Here is a 20,523-nt window from a genome sequence, read left to right on the forward strand (position 1 = left end):
GATGCGCGCCATGACGTGGACCGCACCGGAGCTCACCCGGACCCCCGAACCGTACGTCGGCGACGAGCGCACGATGCTCGACGGCTGGCTCGACTACCACCGGCAGACACTACTGCTCAAGTGCGCGGGTCTCACCGAGGAGCAGTTGCGCACGCCGAGCGTCGAGCCGTCCGGGCTGACCCTGCTCGGCCTCGTCCGGCACCTCGCCGAGGTGGAGGCGTGGTGGTTCCGGGAGTGCTTCGCCGGCGAGCGGGTCGACTACCCGTACTTCACGCCCGAGAACCCGGACGCCGACCACGACGTGAGCGCCGCCGACGCCGAGGCGGACTTCGCCACCTTCCACCGGGAGGTGGCACTGGCCCGCGCGGCCGCCGCCGGGCACTCCCTCGACGAGACGTTCATCGAGGTCGGCAGCAAGAAGCGCACCTTCAACCTGCGCTGGGTGTACGTGCACATGATCGAGGAGTACGCCCGGCACAACGGCCACGCCGACCTGATCCGGGAACGCATCGACGGCGTCACCGGCGAGTGACCCCATCCGCCCGGCCGCCAGCGTGTGCGCGCCCAGCGGCGTAGGCAGCACCGACGAACCGGCGGGGTCGGGTAGGTCGGCACCAGGCGGGCCCGGCCACCCGCTTCCAGGGCCTGTTTCATAAGGGCGGTCGAGCCGAGGCGGAGTCCGGGCGGCGGGACAGCCCAGGTCGGGGCCGGGTAGCCCCGACCTCGCCGCCGCGCGTCTGACCGCGCCAGGGTGCGCCTGCGACGGTCTTCGACAGCTAACGGCGTCGGCGGTGTTTTCTGCGCCCCTGTTCGGGAGTCGGTGGCCGCACTTCGTCGAAGCTGTAGTCGGCCTGTTGGTTCGCCGGGCGCGCTGATGACTGGACGCCTGCCACGTCATGCTGCCAACTGTTGGTCGTGATGCTCATGGAGTCCATCTGTTGTGTCGTGTAGCTGATGGCTTCCTGGTTGACGCTGCTGCTGCCGTACTGATAGTTCGGCGCGCTGACGACTCGGGCGTAGTCGTGGTAATTGGACAGGCTCGGGCCGGCGGAGGAAGGGTTGGGACCTCCGCTGTCGGAGTATCCGGTGTATCGGGAGGCATCGGTGGTGGGCTGGTTGAAGCCGTAGGACGCGCTCGTCCCGTAGTCAGATGTGTACCTACTGACGTCGTGGGAGGGATGGGATCGTTGGAGCGCAAGCGGCGGCTGGGCCTCGACCGCATAGGGATTTACGCTCGGGTACCTCAGATCCGGTCCTGCCGGTCCTGGACCGGCATACTGGAATTGCGCCGAGGACGCAAACTCGTACGGATTTTGCGCATAGTCGCCCTGCGGCGCAGGGTCGGCGGCGTACTGCCCGGAGGGCGCCGAATAGGCAAGGGCGGGTGCTCCTGGTGCGGGCAGCCGGTTGCCAAGCGGGTCGAGAACCTGGTCGTGCTGGCGGGCCTCGGCGGGAACGCCCGGTCGCCAGCCCGCCGGCAGACTGATCCTGGCCGCCGCCGCCTGTTCCGGGTTGGCACCATAGGGGAAGCGGTCGGGGTGTGACTGTAGGAAGCAGTTCCCGCCCTCTCTGGGCAGGGTGTACGAACCTCTGGGGAGTCCATGGGCATCGGTGAAATCGTTCAACACAGCCACGGTCATGTTTGAACTGGTGGCGTGGGCGAGCCGGCCGGTGTCGCGAGCCCAGGCTTGCAGGAGTCGGTCATCGACGATGCATGGATTGTCGATGACTTCCTGGTAGGCGGCGGGCGTAAAGGTTCTCACCCAGCCGGCGGGCAGGGGAATTTTTTGAGCTGCCGCCTGGGTCATGTCGGCACCATAGGGCGCGCGGTCCGGGTGTGACTCCACGAAATATTCACGACCCACTTTGGCGAGAGTGTAATACCCGTTGGGCAATCCGTGGGCAGTGGCGAAGTCGTTCAACACCCCCTGTCTCAAGTTCGCCAGTCCAGATTTCGGGTCAGCGAGTCGGCCGGTCTCCCGCGCCCAGGCCAAGGCGAGCCGGCCGTCGACGATGCCGGGGCTGAATATGACGTCCAGGTAGGCGGCCGGCGCATAGGGTTTTTCCCCCGCGAGGGAAAACTGCATCCTCTTCGCCGCTGCCCACGCTCGATCGGCACCGTTGGGGAAATTCTCGCGGTGTGCCCGCAGCCGATATGACTTCGTCGATACGGCGCTGCCGCGACCGTCGTAGGTGAGGGTGTATGAGGCCGGGGGGAGCCCGTGGTCGGCGGCGAAGTCCACCAACATGTCCCGGCCGACTTTGTCGATTGTTCCCGAAGCGGGGAGTCGGCCGGTCGCCCGCGCCCATCTTACGAGGAGTTTGACATCGGCGACTTCTGGGTTGTCGATGACCTCATCGTAAGCCAGCCTTTCATAATTCCGCCCCCAGCCGTCGGGTGGGCGAATCCTGATGGGTGCCGCAGAATTTGGGTCCGCGCCGCCGGGAAAAAGATCCGGGTTCGATTGCAGCCGGTAAGACTTCGGCGAGTAGACCGAGCCTTCGCCGCTGTAGATGAGGGTGTACGAGCCTGCAGGTAGCCCGTGTGCGGTGGCAAAATCGTTCACCACCCCCGGAGTCACCCTGGCTATGTCCAAGCGGGACAGACGACCCGTTTCATGCGCCCAGGCCGCTACTAGCAGGGGATCGGCGAGCCCAGGTAAATCAATGACCTCCTGATACGCCGCCGCTGTGAAAACACGCCCCCATCCGGCGGGCGGTCGAATTCGCTGAGCTGCCACAGCTCCCGGGTTGACGCCGCCAGGGGCACGCTCAGGATGGTCCTGCAGGAGGTGTTCGGAACCCTTCCGCTTCAGTGTGTAGTAGCCGGAGGGGAGCCCGTGAGAATCGGCAAAGTCGTCCAACACTTTCTGGTTCAGGTCAGTGTATTTCCTGGTTTTGGGATTCAATCTGCCGGACGCGTGTGCCCAGGCCATCACGAGGCGGGCATCGGCGACGCCAGGGTCGGCGATGACCTCGTCGTAGGCCATCGGATCATAAGCTCTGGGGCGTCGGGGCATGTTTCTGCTCCTCTCGTACGGGTGGCCGGGTCCAACTCCCCTACGGTGCGCCCATCACGAAGGTTCACCGCGTCACCGGGTCAAGTCGAATCAATGCGGGGCCGGGAGCTACAGCCGTTCCTGCCGGCGTGCCCGGACACGTACCCGGGCTGACCGCTGGAGGGGGCCGGTCGCAGTCACCGACCACCGTCGGCCGTCTGCACTGGGAACAGTCAGCTCAACGCGCCCAGTCCAGCCTGGCCGTTCACGGTCACCCAGGTCCCCGGTCTGCGCTGATCGTTCCTCACGCCGCCAGCGCGGCCCGCAGGTAGCGCAGGTCGGCGTGGCCGCCCCAGCGGTGCGCCGACAGCCCGGCGGCGCGGGCGCCCCGTACCGCCCAGTCCTCGTCGTCGACGAAGAGCACCCGGGCCGGTGGGGTGGCCAGCGCCTGGCAGGCGGCCTGGAAGTACTCCGGAGCGGGCTTGTGCACGCCGAGGGTGGACGAGTTGACCACCACGTCGAACTCGCCGACCAGGCCGAGCACGGCGAGGTCGGCGTCGAGCAGGTCGGTGGCGTTGGTGCCCAGGCCGACGGGAATGCCGGCGGCGCGCACCTCCCGGACGAAGTCGAGCACCTTTTCGTCAACCTCACCCCGGTAGCGCTGCCACTGCTCGACGGCCGCGCGGGCCCGGTCCGGCCCGCCGGCCGGCTCGGCGAGCGCGTCGGCCACGCTGCTCACCCAGTCGGCGTGGCTGACCTGGCCGGTGAGCACCGGCTGGAGCCTCCCCCACTGCATGGCGATCTCGGTGAGCACCCCTTCGGAGAGGCCGTACTCCCGCTCGACGTCGGCGGCCACCGCCGGGTCCCACCGGCGCAGTACGCCGTCGAAGTCCAGCAGGAGCGCCTTCGCGCGTTCCCGAGCCACTACCCGTTCTCCTCGCCGCGGCCGGGCCGCTGGTCGTCCTCGTCGGTTCGGTTGAGCCGTTGACTGATCACCTGGGTGACCCCGCTGCGCATGGTCACCCCGTAGAGCGCGTCGGCGATCTCCATCGTCCGCTTCTGGTGCGTGATGACGATCAGCTGACTCTTCTCCCGCAACTGTGCCAGCAGCGTGATGAGCCGGCCCAGGTTCACGTCGTCCAGGGCCGCCTCCACCTCGTCCATGATGTAGAACGGGCTGGGCCGGGCGCGGAAGATCGCCACGAGCATGGCCACGGCGGTCAGCGACCGCTCGCCACCGGAGAGCAGCGACAGGCGCTTGATCTTCTTGCCCGGCGGGCGGGCCTCGACCTCGACGCCGGTGGTGAGCAGGTCCTCGGGGTCGGTGAGGATGAGCCGGCCCTCGCCGCCGGGGAAGAGCACCGTGAACACCTGCTGGAACTCGCGCGCGGTGTCCTCGAAGGCGCTGGCGAAGACCTCCAGGATCCGCTCGTCCACGTCCTTGACGACGGTGAGCAGGTCCCGTCGGGTGGCCTTGAGGTCCTCCAACTGCTCGGAGAGGAACTTGAAGCGCTCCTCCAGCGCCGCGAACTCCTCCAACGCGAGGGGGTTGACCTTGCCGAGCAGGGCGAGTTCGCGTTCCGCCTTGGCGGCCCGTTTCTCCTGCACCGGCCGCTCGTAGCGCACCGGCTCGGGCACCGGCAGACCGTCGCGTTCGGCGGCGGCCACGTCGACCTGGGTCGGTGGGACGAGCTGGCTCGGGCCGTACTCGGCGACGAGGGTCTCCACGTCCAGCCCGAAGTCCTCGGCGGCCTTCGCCTCCAGTTGCTCGATCCGCAGCCGCTGCTCCGCGCGGGCCACCTCGTCGCGGTGCACCTGGCTGGTCAGCCGCTCCAGCTCGGCGCCGAGGCGCTTGGCCGCTCCGCGTACCTCCTGAAGCTCCGCCTCGCGGGCGGCGCGTTCGCGCGCGACGGCGTCGCGGTGCTGCTCGGCCGTCGCGATCGACGTGGTGAGCCGGGTGAGCGCCGCGCGCGCTCCGCCCGCCACGGCCCGGGCGATGCCCGCGCCCCGGGCGCGCGCGGCCCGCCGGGCGGCGGCGCGTTCGCGCGCGGCACGTTCCGCGGTGGCCTGCCGGGCGAGCGAGTCGGCCCGGCCGGCGATCGAGGAGACGCGCTCCTCGGCGGTACGCACCGCGAGCCGGACCTCCATCTCGTTCTGCCGGGCCTGCGGCACCATGGCGGCGAGCTGGTCCCGCTCCTCGGTGGAGGGCTCGGCATCGACCGGGGTCTCCTCGGCCAGCCGCAGCCGCTCCTGGAGCTCGTCGAGCGTGGCGAGATCCCGCTGCCGGGCGGCCTCGGCGCGCGCGTGGGACTCCCCGAGCCGGTCGGTCTCCGCCTTGGCGGAACGGGCGGCCGCGCCCAGCTCGGCGAGCCGGCGGGCGGCGGCGTTGCGGTGGCTCTCCGCCTCCCGCTTCTCGGCGGCGGCGTGCTGCACGGCCTCCTTCGCGGTCGTCACCTCGGCGCGCGCCTCGACGAGCTGGTCGCGCAGCTCCGCGCCGGTCCGCTCGGCGGTGAGCCGGTTGGCGCGGGCCTCCTCGACGGCCGCCTGCACCTCGATGTAGCTGGGCGCCTTGGCCGACCCGCCGGCCGCCGCGTACGCCCCGACCACGTCACCGTCCGGCGTGACGGCCCGCAGCTCGGGGTTGCCGGCGACCAGCTCGGCCGCCGCCGCGAGATCGTCGACGAGCGCCACGTCCCGCAGCGCCCGGTGCACCGCCGGCCGGATGTCGGGCGCGCACTCCACCAGGTCGGGAGCCCAGCGGGCGCCGTCGGGGAGCTTCGGGCGCAGCGCGTCGGCCGATCCGGTCATGCCGGGCCCGGCGGGGCTGCCGACCAGCAGACCGGCCCGCCCGGCGTCGGAGATCTTGAGCAGCCGCATCGCCTCGACGGCCTCGTCCACCCCGCTGACGGCGACCGCGTCGGCGAGACCGCCGAGCGCGGCGGCCAACGCGGCCTCGTGTCCGGGCGCGACGGTGAGCAGCCCGGCCAGGCTGCCGAGCAGGCCGGGTACGTCCCCGGCGCGGGCCAGCAGCGCCCCGGCGCCGTCCTTGCGCCGCAGGCCCAGCGCCAGGGCCTCCTCGCGGGCTTTCCAGGTGGCGGCGTCCTTCTCCGCGGCCCGCTCGGCGTCGGCAAGCGACCGGACGGCCGCCTGGGCGCGCTCCTGGACGGCGAGCGCCTCGGCGTGCCGGGCGTCCAGGTCCGCGTTGTCCCGGTCCGCCTCGGTGGACTGGGCGGCGACCTCGTCCAGGTCGGCCTGCGCCTGTTCGGCGCGACCCAGCGCGTCGGCGTGCGCGACGGCGAGGCGTTCGATCTCCTCACCGGCGCTGGTGGTCCGGGCGCGGGCCGAGTTGACCTGGCCGGTGAGGCGGGCCAGGCCCTCGCGTCGGTCGGCGATGGCCTTGGCGGCGGCGACCAGCTCGCGCTCGGCGGCGGCGAGCTGCCGTTCCAGCTCCTGGCGGTGCTCGACCGCCTCGGCCAGCCGGATCTGGTCGTCGGTGAGCGCCGCGCGCAGCTCATCCTCCTGCTCGCGGACGCGCTCGGCCTCGGCCTCCAACTGGTCGGGGTCGCGGCCGGGCCGTTCGTCGTCGCCGCTGGCGCTGAGGTGCCGCAGCCGCTCCCGGGCGAGCTGTTCGATCGAGCGGAACCGCTCCTGCAGCGCGGACAGCTTGTACCAGGTGTCCTGCGCCGCGGCGAGCAGCGGCGCGTCCTCGGCGAGGGCGGCCTCCAACTCGCCGAGCCGGCCCTGCACCTCGGCGTGTTCGCCCTCGATCTGCTCGCGACGCTCCCGCAGCGCGGTCTCGTCGGCGATCTCCCGGTCGAGCGTGGTCCGCAGGGTGGCCAGGTCGTCGGCGAGCAGCCGCAGCCGGGCGTCGCGCAGGTTGGCCTGGATGGCGGCCGCCCGGCGGGCGACCTCGGCCTGCCGGCCGAGCGGCTTGAGCTGACGGCGCAGCTCGGCGGTGAGGTCGGTGAGCCGGTTCAGGTTGGTTTGCATCGCGTCGAGCTTGCGCAGCGCCTTTTCCTTGCGCTTGCGGTGCTTGAGGACGCCAGCCGCCTCCTCGATGAACGAGCGGCGGTCTTCCGGCTTGGCGTGCAGCATGCCGTCCAGGCGGCCCTGCCCGACGATGATGTGCATCTCCCGGCCGATGCCGGAGTCGGACAGCAGCTCCTGGATGTCGAGAAGTCGGCAGGTGTTGCCGTTGATCTCGTACTCGCTCTCGCCCGAGCGGAACATCCGGCGGGTGATGGAGACCTCGGTGTACTCGATCGGCAGCGCGCCGTCGGTGTTGTCGATGGTGAGGGTGACCTCGGCGCGGCCCAGCGGGGCACGGCCGGCGGTGCCGGCGAAGATGACGTCCTCCATCTTGCCGCCGCGCAGCGCCTTGGCGCCCTGTTCGCCGAGCACCCAGGCGATGGCGTCGACGACGTTCGACTTGCCGGAGCCGTTCGGGCCCACCACGCAGGTGATCCCGGGCTCCAGCTTCAACGTCGTGGCGGAGGCGAAGGACTTGAAGCCCTTCACCGTCAGGCTCTTGAGATACACCTTCTCGATCCTCGTCCGGTGGCCGCCGTACCGTCGCCGGCTGCGGGGACCTGGGTGAACCCGCAGACTAACCCGGTGACGGCACCCGCCCGGCACGCGACCCGCCCCGGCCGGGGCGACGACCCGCGCTCCCCGTCAGGCGGGAGGTGGCCCTGCTCTCGTCGCGGCGGTGACGGAAAGACAAACACCGCTCATGATCGAAAGGTGCCTGCCGGCGTTCTGTCGAAACTGCGGGAGCGCTTGAGAGCGAGCCAGTTACAAGATCATAAATCGTCGGCCGTGAAAGGGGCCGGACAGCGTTGCGCGCCGGCACACGAGTGTCGGCGCGCATTTTTGCGGTGGTGCTGCGATTCAGTTTTCCAACCCCGAAGATCAGGTCAGCGCCGGCTCGGCGAGACGGAGCAGGTCGTCCGCTTCCGCCGCAGCCGCCGCGAGCCGATCATTGTCGGCACGCAGACGCGTGATCTCGAACTCCAGTGCCTGAACCCTGGCACGCAGTCGGGTGACCTCGTCGAGCAGACGCCGGTCGGGCGCTGCACCTACGTGGCCGTAGAGGGCCTTCGCCATGCTGACTCCTTGATATGCGCTGCCGGAAAGGCCGGCCAAGCGCGCGCCCATTAAGTACGCGGCTGTCATTCCAGGTGTATCTGGGCATGACCGGGCGCGACTGGCGACACCTATATATTGAGCCGCAAACCCCTCCTTCGTCAAGTTCTCGCAGGCCGTAGATCATCTCCACGTCGACCTGTCCACTTGTCGGGGGGGCTGCCGCAAGGCACGGACACGCTCTGTCCGGACGCCTTTACTGTACGCCCGTATTCCCGGAAGTCACCGCCTTGGCGTCCGACTTCCTCTTAACTCTTCCTTAGCCACGTTGCCGCAGGTCGCGGGCGAGTCGTAGCGTCACCCGGGCCCACAACCGACCCCGTGGAGGCAGAGGCGTGTACGGCTGGACCGACCCGATGGACCCGAACGGCGCCGCCCGGCGCGCCGAGCGGCCGACCGACGAGCCGGACTGGCTGACAGACCGCCCGGAGCCCCGCTCGGCGTACCTGTTCGGGGACGACCCCGACCAGCCCGCTGACGAGTGGCACGCCGCCGAGCCCTCCCCCCGCTGGGAAGCCGCCCCCGTGGACGCGCCGACCACGAGCTGGCCGGGACACGCCCGAGGCGACGAACCGACCGGTGACACCCGGGCGACTGAGGTCACGGACGGGTGGCGCGCCGGGACCGACGCGTACCCCACCGGAGGCCGGAACACGGCGGCCGCCGGCGACGGGCGGACCGGCACCGGACGGCACCGCTCGCCGCGGAACTGGCGTCGCCCGCTCATGATCGGCGGCGCGGCCGCGACGGCCACCCTCGTGGTGAGCATCGGCGTCGGCGCGCTCGCGATGCCCGGCGGCAACGGCACGGCCGACGAGCCGACCGCCGTCGACGACACCGTCGCCGCCGCGCCCGCGGTCCCCACCGAGCAGGCGACCAGCGACACCCCGGCCCCACCGTCGGCGACCAGCTCGCCCAGCCCGGCACGGCCGAGCCCGTCGCCGAGCAAGGTCGTCAAGCCCACCCCCGCCTCGTCGCGGACCACCGCCACGTCCCGCCGCAGCGTCGATCGCAGCACCGCGCCGAGCACCGCCAGCGGCACCGTCAGCGACCAGGCCCGCGAGGTGGTGGACCTGGTCAACGCCGAGCGGGCCAAGGCCGGCTGCAAGGCGCTCAGCATCGACGACAAGTTGATGACCGCCGCGCAGCGGCACAGCCAGGACCAGGCCGACCACAGCAAGATGACGCACACCGGCAGCGACGGCAGCGACACGGGCGTCCGGCTGGACCGCGTCGGCTACGCGTGGCGCACCTACGGCGAGAACGTGGCGTGGAACCAGAAGACGCCGGCCGCCGTGATGGATGCCTGGATGAACAGCTCCGGGCACCGCGCCAACATCCTGAACTGCGCGTTCACCGAGATCGGCGTCGGCATCGCCAGCAGTAACGGGCCGTACTGGACGCAGGTCTTCGCGGCGCCGCGCTGACCGCGCGTCGTCCACGCCCCCGCGCTCGTTGACCCAGTTGGGTACGCCGGGGTACACGGCGGCGTGCCGGTGGGGGCGGCGACCGGCCGCCCGGGACCCGGGAGCTGCCGATGCGGATCCGGCCGCGGCGACGTCGCGCCGCACGCCCGCTACGCCGGATCGCGTCGGCCGCCGTCGCGCTCGTCCTGGTGCTGCCGGCGTACGGCTGCCGGCGCGAGCTGACCCCGCCCGGCGCGCCCACCCCCTGGCCGGCCGCCCAGTCCCGCCACTGGCAGTGGCAGTGGCAACTCGACGGCCCGCTCGACGAGACGGTGGACGCGGACGTCTTCCTGCTCGACCCGGTGGCGACCACGGCGGCGCAGACGGCCGAGCTGCGCGCCCGGGACCGACGGCTGATCTGCCAGGTGGCGGTCGGCACGGTGCGCCCGACCGACCCGGACGCCAGCCGACTGCCCGCCGTCGCGCTCGGCGCTCCCGGTCGACAGTCCGGCAGTCGGTGGCTGGACGTACGGGCCTGGGACGCGCTGGAGCCGGTGCTGACCGACCGGTTCCGGCTGTGCCGGGGCAAGGGCTTCGGCGCGGTGGCGCTGGCCGACGCCGACGGGTACGCGCACCGCAGCGGTTTCCCCCTGGCCTTCGACGACCAACTGCTGTTCAACCGCCGGCTGGCCCGCCTGGCCCGGTCGCTGGACCTCTCCCCCGGGCTGGTCAACGACGTGCCGCAGCTCGCGGCCCTGGCACCCGACTTCGACTTCGTGGTCAACGAGGAGTGCGTCCGGCTCGACCAGTGCGCCAAGCTGCTGCCGTTCGCGGACGCCGGCAAACCGGTCTTCCACGTCGAGTACGTCGGCACGACCGACGACTTCTGCGTCACCACGGTCGGCTACGGCTTCGCGTCGATCCGCAAGGACCGGGAGTTGGACGCCTGGCGGGAGCCCTGCCCGCTGCCGTGACCGCCCGGCGCCCCCGTGCACGCCGGTAAGGCACGTGCCGGGCCGCGAGTCGCGGCCCGGCACGGGGAACGATCTGCTGCTCAGGAGACGGGCACCAGCTCCGGGGCGGAGGTCGGCGGGTCGGTGGGAGCAGGCTCCGGACGCCGGCGCAGGAACCGCGGCGCCCACCAGTTCGCGTCCCCGAGCATGGTCATCAGAGCCGGCAGCACCACACCCCGGATGATCGTGGCATCCAGCAGGATCGCCGCCGCCAGACCGATGCCGAGCTGCTTCATGTCGATCGTGCTCAACGTGGCGAAGATCGAGAACACCCCGACCATCACGATCGCCGCGCTGGTCACCACCCCGGCCGACGACGTGATGCCGTACGAGACCGCGTCCCGGTTGGACATACCGGCCCGTACCCCCTCGCGGATCCGGCTCACCACGAACACGTGGTAGTCCATCGAGAGGCCGAACAGCACCACGAACAGGAACAGCGGCAGCCAGGAGACGATCGCCCCCATCGACGTGAAGCCGAGCAGTCCCTCGGCCCAGTCACCCTGGAAGACAAGCACCAGCAGCCCGTACGCGGCGCCCGCCGAGAGCAGGTTCAGCACGATCGAGCTGGCCGCCACCACAACCGAGCGGAAGGTGAGCGTCATGACGAGGAACGTGAGCGCCAGCACGAAGCCCATCACCAGCGGCAGCTTGTCGCGGACGTGCGCCGCGTAGTCCTCGCTGTCGGCCACGCTGCCGCCCACCGCGTACTCGATGCCGGGGATGCCTCGCAGCTCGGCCGGGACCAGGTCGGCGCGCAGCTTCTCCAGCGACTGCACCGACCGGTCGTCGCGGCTGGCGTACGGGGTGGCGACGTCCAGCACCGACACCCGCCGGTCGGCCGACACCTTGATCTTCGGGCCGTCCGCCTCCGTGGGGGCGAACAGCGGATCGGCGGAGGCGCGGGCGGCCAGGTCGGTGAGGGCCGCGCCCACCCGGTCGGCCTGGTCGGCCGGCGCGCGCACGGCCACCACGTGATTGGTGCCGGTGCTCGGGAAGGCTGCGGTGAGCCGGTCGTACGCCTGCATGGCCGGTGTGGTGCGCGGCAGGTCCTCCATGCCGGGGAACTTCAGCTTCATGCCGAGCGCCGGCGCGGCCAACGCGAGCAGCAGACCGACCGAGATGACGAGCGTCGCCACCGGCGCCCGCAGCGCGGGACGCAGCACCGTCGGCCAGAGCCGGGGCGTACGCGCCTCGCCGTGCCGTCCCGTGCGCGGCGCGGTGAGGCGCCACAGCAGCGGCACCCGGGGACGGTCGACCCAGCGGCCCAGCCGGGCCAGCAGGGCGGGCAGCACGGTCAGCGAACCGGTCACCGCGACGGCCACCACCAGGATCGAACCCACGGCCAGCGACGAGAAGACGACGTCGCCGGCGAGGAACAGCCCGGCCATCGCGATGATCACCGCAACCCCGGAGACCACCACGGCATGCCCGGAGGTCTCCGCGGCGATCTCCACGGCGTCCAGGCCGGAGCGGCCCTTGGCGCGTTCCTCCCGCTCCCGGCGAATGTAGAACAGCGAGTAGTCGACCCCCACCGCCATGCCGATCAGCAGGATCACCGGTGACGTGGTGTCGGTGGCCGGCACCAGGTGCGAGGCCAGCGTGGACAGACCCATCGCCGCGGCGACCGACGAGAGCGCCAGCAGCACCGGCACGCTGGCCGCGATCAACGCGCCGAACGCGATGATCAGAATGGCCAGGGTCACCGGCAGGCTCAGCAGTTCGGCCCGCTCGAAGTCCTTGCCGAGGGTGTCGTCGAGCGCCTGACCGATCGACGGCCCGCCGACCTGTTCGACGCGTACCTGGGGGTGCGCGCTCTGCACCCCGGCGGTGGCGTCCCGCAACGGCTGCACCCGGTCGGACGCCGTCTCCGGGTCACCGGACATCGTGATCGGCAGCAGCAGCGCCGACCCGTCCCGCGCGGTGACGGGTGCGCCGATCTCGGCAACCCCGGTGACCGTACGCAGCCGGGCGGCGGCATCGTCGGCGGCCGCCTTCGCCACGGCCGGGTCCAGGGCGCCGCCCCGGGAGGTGATGAGGACGTTCTCCACGGCCGGGTCGTCGAAGGCCCCGCCGTCGATGATGAGGCTCGCCCGCCCGGCCTCGCCGATCGCCTGGTCACCGCTGGTGGCCTCGCTGAGGCCGGCGGCGTTGCCCCCAACGAAGCACACCGCCACGAACACGATCCACATCGCGATCGCCCGCCACGGATGCTCGGCGCTCCACCGCGCCATCCGCACCGTCACCGGTCTGCTGCCCATCAGTGCCCCCCTGTCACGTCGACCCCCTGCCGACCGTGCTGACGTTAGGGGGGTGACGAGGCGGTCACATCGGGGAACGGCCCCGGCCCGCCCCGGAATCGTCCGACCGGGGGCGGCGGGTCCGCCGGGCGGGCATCAACCCGCGATTCGGACGTACGCCGGGGAACTACCCGGAGCGTCCGGCCGCGACCCGCCGGCACCGACCCGGAGCCGGCTCCGGGTCATCCCCGAAGGGCACCCCGAGGCCGGGGCTGGCAACGCGGGCAGCTGTACGAGGAGCGGTTCATGAACGACTCCCGCCGGATCGGCGTGCCGCAGCGCCGGCACGGCTCGCCCTCGCGGCCGTACGCGTTCAGCGCGCGGTCGAAGTAGCCGCTCTCGCCGTTGACGTTGACGTAGAGGGCGTCGAAGCTGGTGCCGCCCTCCTTGATGGCCTCGGCGAGCACGTCACGGACGTGGCCGAGCAGGCGCTGGGCGGCCGGACCGGTGAGCGCGTCGGTCGGTCGGGCGCCGTGCAACCGCGCACGCCAGAGCGCCTCGTCGGCGTAGATGTTGCCCACCCCGGAGATCAGCGTCTGGTCGAGCAGGGCCCGCTTCACCTCGGTCCGCCGGCGTCGCAGCGCGGCCACGAACGCCGCGTCGGAGAACTCCGGGTCCATCGGGTCACGCGCGATGTGCGCGATCTCGGCCGGCAGGTCGGCGCCGCCCTCGCTCACCGCGAGCCCGCCGAACGTGCGCTGGTCGACGAAGCGCAGCTCGGGTCCGTCGTCGGCGAACCGGAACCGGACCCGCAGGTGGGTCTCGTCGGGGGTGCCGGGCGGCTGGAGCAGCAACTGACCCGACATGCCGAGGTGCCCCACCACCGCGTCACCGCTGTCCAGCGGAAGCCACAGGTACTTGCCGCGCCGCCGGACGTCCAGGATCGCCCGGCCGGCGAGCACGTCGGCGAAGTGCGCGCCGCCGGGTACGTGCCGCCGGACGGCACGCGGGTGCCGGACCTCGACCGAGGCGATCCGTCGGCCGGTGACCCACTGGGCCAGCCCCTGCCGGACGGTCTCCACCTCGGGCAACTCAGGCACGACCGGACCCCTGTTCCTGCGCCACGTCGGCCGGCATGACCTGCGCCAGGTGGTCGGCCTCCTCGGCCAGGGTCGCCTGATCGGCGCGCTCCAACGGCCCGGCCGCGTCGCCCTGGTCGGCCGTGCCGTGGTCGGCCTGCTCGTGCTGGGCCGAGGCGTCCCGGTCGGCCGCGTTGTCCTGGTCGGCCTGCTCGTGCTCGTTCGAGAGCATCCGCCAGGCCGCCTCGGCGGCGCGCTGCTCGGCCTCCTTCTTGCTGCGCCCCTCCGCGCCGCCGTACCGGTTGCCGGCCACCACGACCCAGGCCGTGAACGTCTTGAGGTGATCCGGTCCGGTGCCCTCGATCCGGTACTCGGGCACGCCCAGGCCGAGCGCGGCGGTCAACTCCTGCAGGCTGGTCTTCCAGTCCAGGGCGGCGCCCCGGCCGGCCGACTCGGCCATCAGCGGGTCGAAGAGGCGGTGGATCACGATCCCGGCGGTGTCCAGCCCGTACTGCAGGTAGATCGCGCCGAGCAGCGCCTCCAGGGTGTCGGCGAGGATGCTCGCCTTGTCCCGGCCACCGGTGGTCTCCTCGCCCTTGCCCAGCAGCAGGTACGCGCCGAGACCGTCCGGGCCGAGGCCACGGGCCACGTCGGCGAGCGCCCGCATGTTGACCACGCTCGCCCGGAGCTTCGCCAACTGCCCCTCGGGCAGGTCCGGATGGTTGTGGAACAGGGCGGTGGTGATCACGACGCCGAGCACCGAGTCGCCGAGGAACTCCAGTCGCTCGTTCGTCGGCAGGCCGCCGTTCTCGTACGCGTACGAGCGGTGGGTCAGCGCGCGTTGCAGCAGGTCCGGCTCCAGGCTGACGCCGAACGCGGCTTCCAGGTGACCGACGGACGCCCGCCGCCGCTTGTCGTTGCTCATGATGTGCGTACCTCGGTGTCGGTGGGGCGGTCGGTGCGGTCCGTCGCGGCGTCGCCGTCGAGCAACGCGGAGACCAGATCGGTGGCACGCCGCCGCCACAGGTGAGCGGCGAGGGCGATGCCGGAGGCGACGTCAGCGGCCCGGGCGGAGCCGTGACAGACGACGACGGTCCCCGCGACGCCCAGCAGGGCCGCCGCGCGGGGAGCGCCACCCTCGGCGGGTGGGCCGCCGGCCATCGCGTACGCGCCCTCGATCGCCTTGAGCAGCACGTTACCGGTGAAGCCGTCGGTGACCACCACATCGGCGCGCGCGCCGACGGCCACGTCGTACCCCTCGACGAGCCCGACGTAGCGCGCCCCGCCGGGCAGCGGTTCGACGGCGAGCAGGGGGTCGGTGGCCCGGCGTACCCGATCGCCCTTGCCGGCCTCGGTGCCCACCGAGAGCAGGCCGACCCGCGGCGCGGCGATCGAGTGGGCCACCGCGGCGTACGCGGCGCCGAGCACGGCGTGCCGGGCGAGGGTGGCGGGGCGGGGCTCCAGTGAGCCGCCCACGTCGAGCAGGACCACCGGCCCGGCGACCGCGGGCAGGGTGGCGACCAGGGCGGGTTGGCGGATCTCCGACCAGCGCCCGAGGCCGAGCACGGCAGCCGTGACCGTGGCGCCGGTGGCGCCGGCGGAGACGAGGGCGTCGGCGGTGCCGTCGCGGACGGCCGTGACGGCGGCCCGGACGGTGCTCTCCGAGCGGGCGGCGCTGGGATGGTCGGCCATACCGACGGCGGCGCGGACCGGCCGGACCGTGATCCGGGCCCGTTCGGCCGGGGCGAGGGCAGCGATCAGCCCGTCGGCGACCTCGGTCGGACCGACGAGCAGCAGGTGCAGGTCAGGGTCGGCGCGCATGGCCCGCAGAGCGCCGTCAACCACGACGGCGGGAGCGTCGTCCCCGCCGAGGAGGTCAACGGCGATCCGCGCGGTGCCCGGCTCCACCGGTACGCCGGCCGGAGTGGGCCGGGCGTCGGAGGGAGCCGGGGCACCGGGCGAATGCCAGGATGCGCGCGCCGCCCGACCTGGGGTCGGGGGCGTCACTCGGCGTCCAGGTCAGACCTCGAGAACCTGGCGGCCGTTGTAGGTGCCGCAGACGGAGCAGGCGGCGTGCGGCAGCTTCGGGGACTTGCACTGCGGGCACGCGACGGTCGCGACCACGGTCGCCTTCCAGTTCGCCCGGCGGGACCGGGTGTTGCTGCGCGACATCTTGCGCTTCGGGACGGCCACGGTTCTTACTCCTCTGTAACGGTCATTTGCGACAGGCCCGCCCAACGCGGGTCGATCTGCTGGTGACTGTGGTCGGCCGGCAGATCGTCCCAGTGCGCCCCACAGTCGGGGCACAGTCCTGGGCAGTCCTCCCGGCAGAGCGGGTTGGTCGGCAGCGTGAGCACCAACGCGTCCCGCAGCGCCGGCTCCAGGTCGATCAGATCGCCCTGCATCCGGCCCACCTCGTCCTCGTCGGTCGTGGCGTCCGTGGTGCTGTTCTCGTACGCGTACAGCTCCTGGATCGTCACGGCCATCGATTCGTTGATCTCACGCAGGCAGCGCCCGCACTCGCCCCGGACGGGACCGGTGATGGTCCCCGAGACGAGCACACCCTCGGACACCGACTGCAACCTCAGATCGAGGTCGAGGTCCGCGCCCTCCGGTACGGCGATCAACTCCACACCGAGGTCCACCGGTGCCGGCACGACCCGCTGGACCTCACGCAACGCACCAGGGCGGCGCGGCAGGTCCCTCGTGTCGAGGACCAGCGGCGACCTGGGGTCGAGTGTCGATGGCGAGTGCTTGGGCATAGTAAGACTCCGGCCGGTGAGAGGCCGACAAAAAAGGTTACCTGGGCGACCGCCCGGCCGTCGAACCGGGGGCGACGCCTGAGGCGCGAATGTCGGCTGGTGAGGTGCCGCTCAGAAGGGTAGCGGGCGTTCCGCCTCATCCCCACCGAAGGTGCCGATCTCCCGCAGCGCGTGCATCTTGTCGCGGCCACGCTCTATCGAGGCGAGGGCCCGGGTGAGGAACTGCTCGAAGTTGGCCAGCGCCGTGTCGACGTAGTCGTCGACCTCCTCACGCAGGCGCTGCGCCTCGGCACGGGCCTCGGCGATGATCCGGGCGCCCTCGTGCTCGGCCGACACGGTGATCTCGTTCACCGACACGAGGCGGGCGTGTTCTGCCTCACCCTCGCTGATGATCCGGTCCGCCTCGCGCTTGCCCGCGTCCATGATCTTGTCGCGTTCCTCCAGGAGCGCGGCGGCGCGACGCAGGTCGGCGGGGAGGTCAGCGCGCATCTCGTCCAGAGCGGCGATCATTTCGCCCCGGTCGACCATGCAGTTGTTCCGCGACATCGGGACGGAGCGCGCCTGCTCCACCATGGCGATCAGTTCGTCGATGCGATCGAGCGGGTCCACCGGTACCTCACCCCTGTCGTTCGTCGGCCGACCTCCATGATGCGGGCTACGGCCGGTTTCCCGCTGCGCCCATCATGGCCTGCCCGCCCCACCCGAGCCCCCACCACCCCAACCCGGCGCGTCGCGACATGGTCACTCCCCGCCCCTGCTGCGGCGATCTTGCACTTTCGGTCGCGGCAAAGCGTCCCGAAACGGGGCGATCCGGGAACAGTAAGTGCAAGATCGGCGCGAGGGAGAAGGGCCGGGGTCAGGTCCGGGGTGGGGGGCCCAGGCGGGACTGGAGGGCCTCGCGGACCGGGTCGGGGACGTGCGCGGAGATGTCGCCGCCCCACTTGGCCACGTCCTTGACGAGGCTGGACGAGAGGAACGAGTAGAGCGGGTTGGTCGGCATGAAGAGCGTCTCGACGCCGGCCAGCCCGATGTTCATCTGCGCCATCTGCAGCTCGTAGTCGAAGTCGCTGACCGCCCGCAGCCCTTTGATCAGGACGCTCGCCTGCTGCGCCCGGCAGAAGTCGACGAGCAGTCCGCGGAACGACTCGACCCGCACGTTCTCGTACGACGCGGTCACCTCGCGGAGCATGTCGATCCGCTCGTCGACGGTGAACAGGCCGCTCTTGGACTGGTTCACCAGTACGCCGACGATCACCTCATCGAACAGCCGACTGGCGCGGCCGATGATGTCGAGGTGTCCGTTGGTGACCGGGTCGAACGAGCCGGGACAGACCGCACGTCTCATGATCGGCGACCGTACCAAAGGGTGGTCTCGCCGTACCGGCGACTGCGCTGCGGGGTGATCCCCTGCACCCACTCGAAGTCCCTGGTCCGGCGCGACCGCTCCACCACCACCAGGGCGTCGGGCGTCAGCCAGCCGCCGTCGACAAGCGTCGTCAACAGCGCGGTGATCTCCGCGTCCGGCACGGCGTAGGGCGGGTCGGCGAACACCACGTCGTACCCGCCGCCGTCCGGACCGGCGGCCAGCACCGTCGCCACCTTGCCGGCCACCAGGCGTACGGCCGAGCCGGCCCGCAGGGTCGCCACGTTCTCCCGGATCACCCGGGCGGCGCGCGGGTCGGACTCCACCAGCAGGACGTGCCCGGCGCCCCGGGACAGGGCCTCCAGCCCGACCGCGCCGGAGCCGGCGTACAGGTCGGCGAAGCGCGCGCCGTCGAGGTCGACCTCGGACTCGACGGCGCTGAACAGCGCCTCCCGAACCCGGTCGGACGTGGGCCGGGTGCCGGCGCCGGGCGGTGCGGCGATCCGCCGGCCCCCGAGCGTCCCGGCCACGATCCGGGTCACCGTCTCCTCCTGCTCATGACCAGGACGCTACGCGATCAGCCGGACCCGACGGCCGACACGGTCGGTACCACCAAGCGGACCATGTGATCACTTCTCGTATATCAATGATCTCAAGTTCATAACATCAGTCTTAGCAAATCCTGAGCACTGTCTCACGCGAGGCGATATCGCTAGGGTCTGCCGGGTGCCGGCGACAACCCGCCGGCCCACGGCTCGGGAGGGCGCCTCTCCGAATCGGACGTGCGGTGACCGTCCACCGTCTCTCCCGTGCCACACCCCTGACGCTTCAGCACTCCAGGAGTACCCGTGATCCGTCCCAAGCTGTCGCTCCGGCGACCGCTGGCCATCCTGGGAGCCGCCATCGTCGGCCTCACCGGGGTCGTCGCGGTGGCCGCCCCAGCCAGCGCGCACCACACCACGATCAAGGCCACCGTCGACTGCGACCAGCAGACCGGCGAGCGCGTGATCACGTGGAACGTGGAGAACAGCGAGCGCGACAAGGCCGTGACGCTCCAGCGGGTGACCGCGGAGCCGGCGACGCCGGTGACCGTGCCCGTCGAGGGCGCCAAGGCGGTGCCGCTGCAGGGCTACGTCATCAAGAAGGCCGGCTCCGTGCAGGCCGTCCAGCGGGTGCCGGGCAACACCGCCAGCGCCAAGCTCGTGGTGTTCGGCAAGTGGAAGAAGAACGGCCAGGAAGCCACCAACGACGGCAGCATCACCATCCCCGCCGACCAGTCCTGCGCTCCGGCCCCGAAGTGCGTCGAGCTCGACAAGGCCAAGTACAGCCACACCTTCGACGGCCCGAAGGGCACCGCCACCGTCAAGCTCGACGGTGACCTGCCGCTCTGCGGCGAGGGCAAGCAGTACTTCACGCTGGTGTCGTACTTCGCGCCGCGGCCGCAGTTCGCCACCCCGCAGTACGTGTACGGCACGCCGGACAGCGACTTCGTCAGCGCCACCCAGACCGAGATCACGCTGAACGTCGAGATCCCGGACTGCCACACCCAGGTCGACCTCATCTGGGGCGACAAGGACCAGGTCATCGACGAGATCGTCGACGGCGGCAAGCGCTACGACAACAAGAAGCTCGGCTCGCCGGGCACCCCGGGCAACCGCTCCAAGGGCCCGCAGGGCTGGTACAACGGCGGTAGCAAGAGCTGCGTCACCCCGGCCTCGACCTTCGCGTCCAACTGCGACGGTTCGGTCGCCGTGTCGCTGAGCAACGACGGCAAGATCAGCAAGTACGCCGTCGAGTTCGAGGTCAAGGGCGAGAACGGCTTCACCAAGAAGGTCTCCGTCGCGCCCGGCAAGGCCGACACCAGCATCGTGGTGCCCGCCGCCGACGCCGGCAAGATCGAGGTCCTGGTCGACGGCAAGGTTATCGAGAACGGCACCTACTCGTGGGCGCGCCCCGAGGACTGCCCGCTGCCGGCCGTCACCACCAAGGCCGACTGCAAGGAGTTCGCCCTCACCGTCACCAACCCCGAGGGCGGCATGCCGGTGAAGACCACCTTCACCTACGGCGACAAGACCGAGACCCGTACGGTCGCGGCCGGCGCTTCGGAGACGGTTACCTTCAAGGCCGGCAAGGCCGAGTCGGCGCTCGTCGCCCTGCCGGACCTGGACCTGGAGCTGGAAGCTGTCTACACGCCGGAGGGCAACTGCGGCGGTAGCGGCGGCGGTGGCGGCGACGACGAGCCGGGTCTCCCGGTCACCGGTGCGGCGGCGGGCGGCATCGCCGCCGGCGCGGTCGCCCTGCTGATCGCGGGCGCGGTGCTCTTCGTCATCGCCCGTCGGCGTCGGGTGACCTTCACCGCCTGACCTGACCTGAGCTGAAGCCCGAGGGCGGGGGGGCCCCCCCGGGGGCCCCCCCCCGGGGGGTGTTGGGTTTCAGCCACAGCGCGGTCGGGAGAGCGGGGGGTTGGGGCACACGTTTTTTTGAGGTGTTGTTATAGGTGGTGGGCGGATGAATTA

16 protein-coding genes and 1 pseudogene are annotated in these 20,523 nt (G+C 71.5%); 4 read left to right on the forward strand and 13 right to left on the reverse strand.

What is annotated here, in order from left to right; all coding sequences use genetic code 11:
* Positions 1-10 precede the first annotated feature (10 nt).
* Positions 11-532: a DinB family protein gene (locus ACIBTX_RS31515; protein WP_357173272.1), complete on the forward strand. Its 522-nt coding sequence runs from the start codon at positions 11-13 to the stop codon at positions 530-532.
* A gap of 244 nt (positions 533-776) precedes the next feature.
* Here ACIBTX_RS31515 and ACIBTX_RS31520 read toward each other — a convergent pair whose 3' ends face one another.
* From ACIBTX_RS31520 to ACIBTX_RS31535, 4 genes are all read right to left on the reverse strand, one after another.
* A complete protein-coding gene (locus ACIBTX_RS31520; RefSeq protein ID WP_357393011.1) occupies positions 777-2,990 on the reverse strand; it encodes a hypothetical protein in 2,214 nt (737 codons plus the stop codon).
* A gap of 313 nt (positions 2,991-3,303) precedes the next feature.
* On the reverse strand, positions 3,304-3,924 hold the full coding sequence (locus ACIBTX_RS31525; protein ID WP_357173267.1) for an HAD-IA family hydrolase: 621 nt from the start codon (positions 3,922-3,924) through the stop codon (positions 3,304-3,306).
* Positions 3,924-7,538, reverse strand: coding sequence for a chromosome segregation protein SMC (gene smc, locus ACIBTX_RS31530; RefSeq protein WP_357131101.1), 3,615 nt, complete (start codon positions 7,536-7,538; stop codon positions 3,924-3,926). The genes ACIBTX_RS31525 and smc overlap by 1 nt, the downstream gene beginning before the upstream one ends.
* A gap of 372 nt (positions 7,539-7,910) precedes the next feature.
* Positions 7,911-8,105, reverse strand: a complete 195-nt coding sequence (locus ACIBTX_RS31535) for a hypothetical protein (protein WP_007456482.1) — start codon at positions 8,103-8,105, stop codon at positions 7,911-7,913.
* Positions 8,106-8,479: 374 nt separating this feature from the next.
* Between ACIBTX_RS31535 and ACIBTX_RS31540 the strand changes: the two genes are divergently transcribed.
* Positions 8,480-9,571 carry a CAP domain-containing protein gene (locus ACIBTX_RS31540; RefSeq protein ID WP_396833369.1) on the forward strand — a complete coding sequence of 364 codons (1,092 nt, stop codon included), beginning with the start codon at positions 8,480-8,482 and terminating at the stop codon, positions 9,569-9,571.
* Between the two features lie 110 nt (positions 9,572-9,681).
* Positions 9,682-10,524 (forward strand): endo alpha-1,4 polygalactosaminidase, encoded by an 843-nt coding sequence (locus ACIBTX_RS31545; protein WP_357131107.1) that lies wholly within the window; start codon positions 9,682-9,684, stop codon positions 10,522-10,524.
* Between the two features lie 80 nt (positions 10,525-10,604).
* Here ACIBTX_RS31545 and ACIBTX_RS31550 read toward each other — a convergent pair whose 3' ends face one another.
* From ACIBTX_RS31550 to rsmD, 9 genes and pseudogenes are all read right to left on the reverse strand, one after another.
* The gene (locus tag ACIBTX_RS31550) at positions 10,605-12,824 is read right to left on the reverse strand and encodes an MMPL family transporter (RefSeq protein ID WP_357131110.1); all 2,220 of its coding nucleotides are present in this window, start codon (positions 12,822-12,824) and stop codon (positions 10,605-10,607) included.
* Between the two features lie 221 nt (positions 12,825-13,045).
* Complete coding sequence (gene mutM / locus ACIBTX_RS31555; RefSeq protein WP_357393009.1) at positions 13,046-13,903, reverse strand: bifunctional DNA-formamidopyrimidine glycosylase/DNA-(apurinic or apyrimidinic site) lyase; 858 nt, start codon at positions 13,901-13,903, stop codon at positions 13,046-13,048.
* A gap of 187 nt (positions 13,904-14,090) precedes the next feature.
* Positions 14,091-14,807 (reverse strand): annotated as a pseudogene (gene rnc / locus ACIBTX_RS31560) (ribonuclease III); the annotation flags it as partial.
* Positions 14,804-15,790 (reverse strand): phosphate acyltransferase PlsX, encoded by a 987-nt coding sequence (locus ACIBTX_RS31565; RefSeq protein ID WP_357131119.1) that lies wholly within the window; start codon positions 15,788-15,790, stop codon positions 14,804-14,806. The pseudogene rnc and the gene ACIBTX_RS31565, both read right to left, overlap by 4 nt.
* A gap of 111 nt (positions 15,791-15,901) precedes the next feature.
* Complete coding sequence (gene rpmF, locus ACIBTX_RS31570; protein ID WP_030335284.1) at positions 15,902-16,075, reverse strand: 50S ribosomal protein L32; 174 nt, start codon at positions 16,073-16,075, stop codon at positions 15,902-15,904.
* 5 nt (positions 16,076-16,080) lie between these two features.
* A complete protein-coding gene (locus ACIBTX_RS31575) occupies positions 16,081-16,644 on the reverse strand; it encodes a YceD family protein (protein ID WP_355051548.1) in 564 nt (187 codons plus the stop codon).
* A 111-nt stretch (positions 16,645-16,755) separates the two neighbouring features.
* On the reverse strand, positions 16,756-17,253 hold the full coding sequence (locus tag ACIBTX_RS31580) for a hypothetical protein (RefSeq protein WP_234590503.1): 498 nt from the start codon (positions 17,251-17,253) through the stop codon (positions 16,756-16,758).
* Positions 17,254-17,500: 247 nt separating this feature from the next.
* Complete coding sequence (gene coaD, locus ACIBTX_RS31585) at positions 17,501-17,989, reverse strand: pantetheine-phosphate adenylyltransferase (protein ID WP_357131123.1); 489 nt, start codon at positions 17,987-17,989, stop codon at positions 17,501-17,503.
* Positions 17,986-18,549: a 16S rRNA (guanine(966)-N(2))-methyltransferase RsmD gene (gene rsmD / locus ACIBTX_RS31590; protein WP_357131126.1), complete on the reverse strand. Its 564-nt coding sequence runs from the start codon at positions 18,547-18,549 to the stop codon at positions 17,986-17,988. Before rsmD ends, coaD begins: the two co-directional genes overlap by 4 nt.
* 306 nt (positions 18,550-18,855) lie before the next feature.
* Between rsmD and ACIBTX_RS31595 the strand changes: the two genes are divergently transcribed.
* Entirely contained in the window at positions 18,856-20,370 is a 1,515-nt protein-coding gene (locus ACIBTX_RS31595) for a cell wall anchor protein (protein ID WP_357131129.1), read from the forward strand.
* The last annotated feature ends 153 nt before the right edge of the window (positions 20,371-20,523 follow it).

It is taken from the genome of Micromonospora sp. NPDC049359 (genome assembly GCF_044466585.1).
Taxonomy (GTDB): domain Bacteria; phylum Actinomycetota; class Actinomycetes; order Mycobacteriales; family Micromonosporaceae; genus Micromonospora.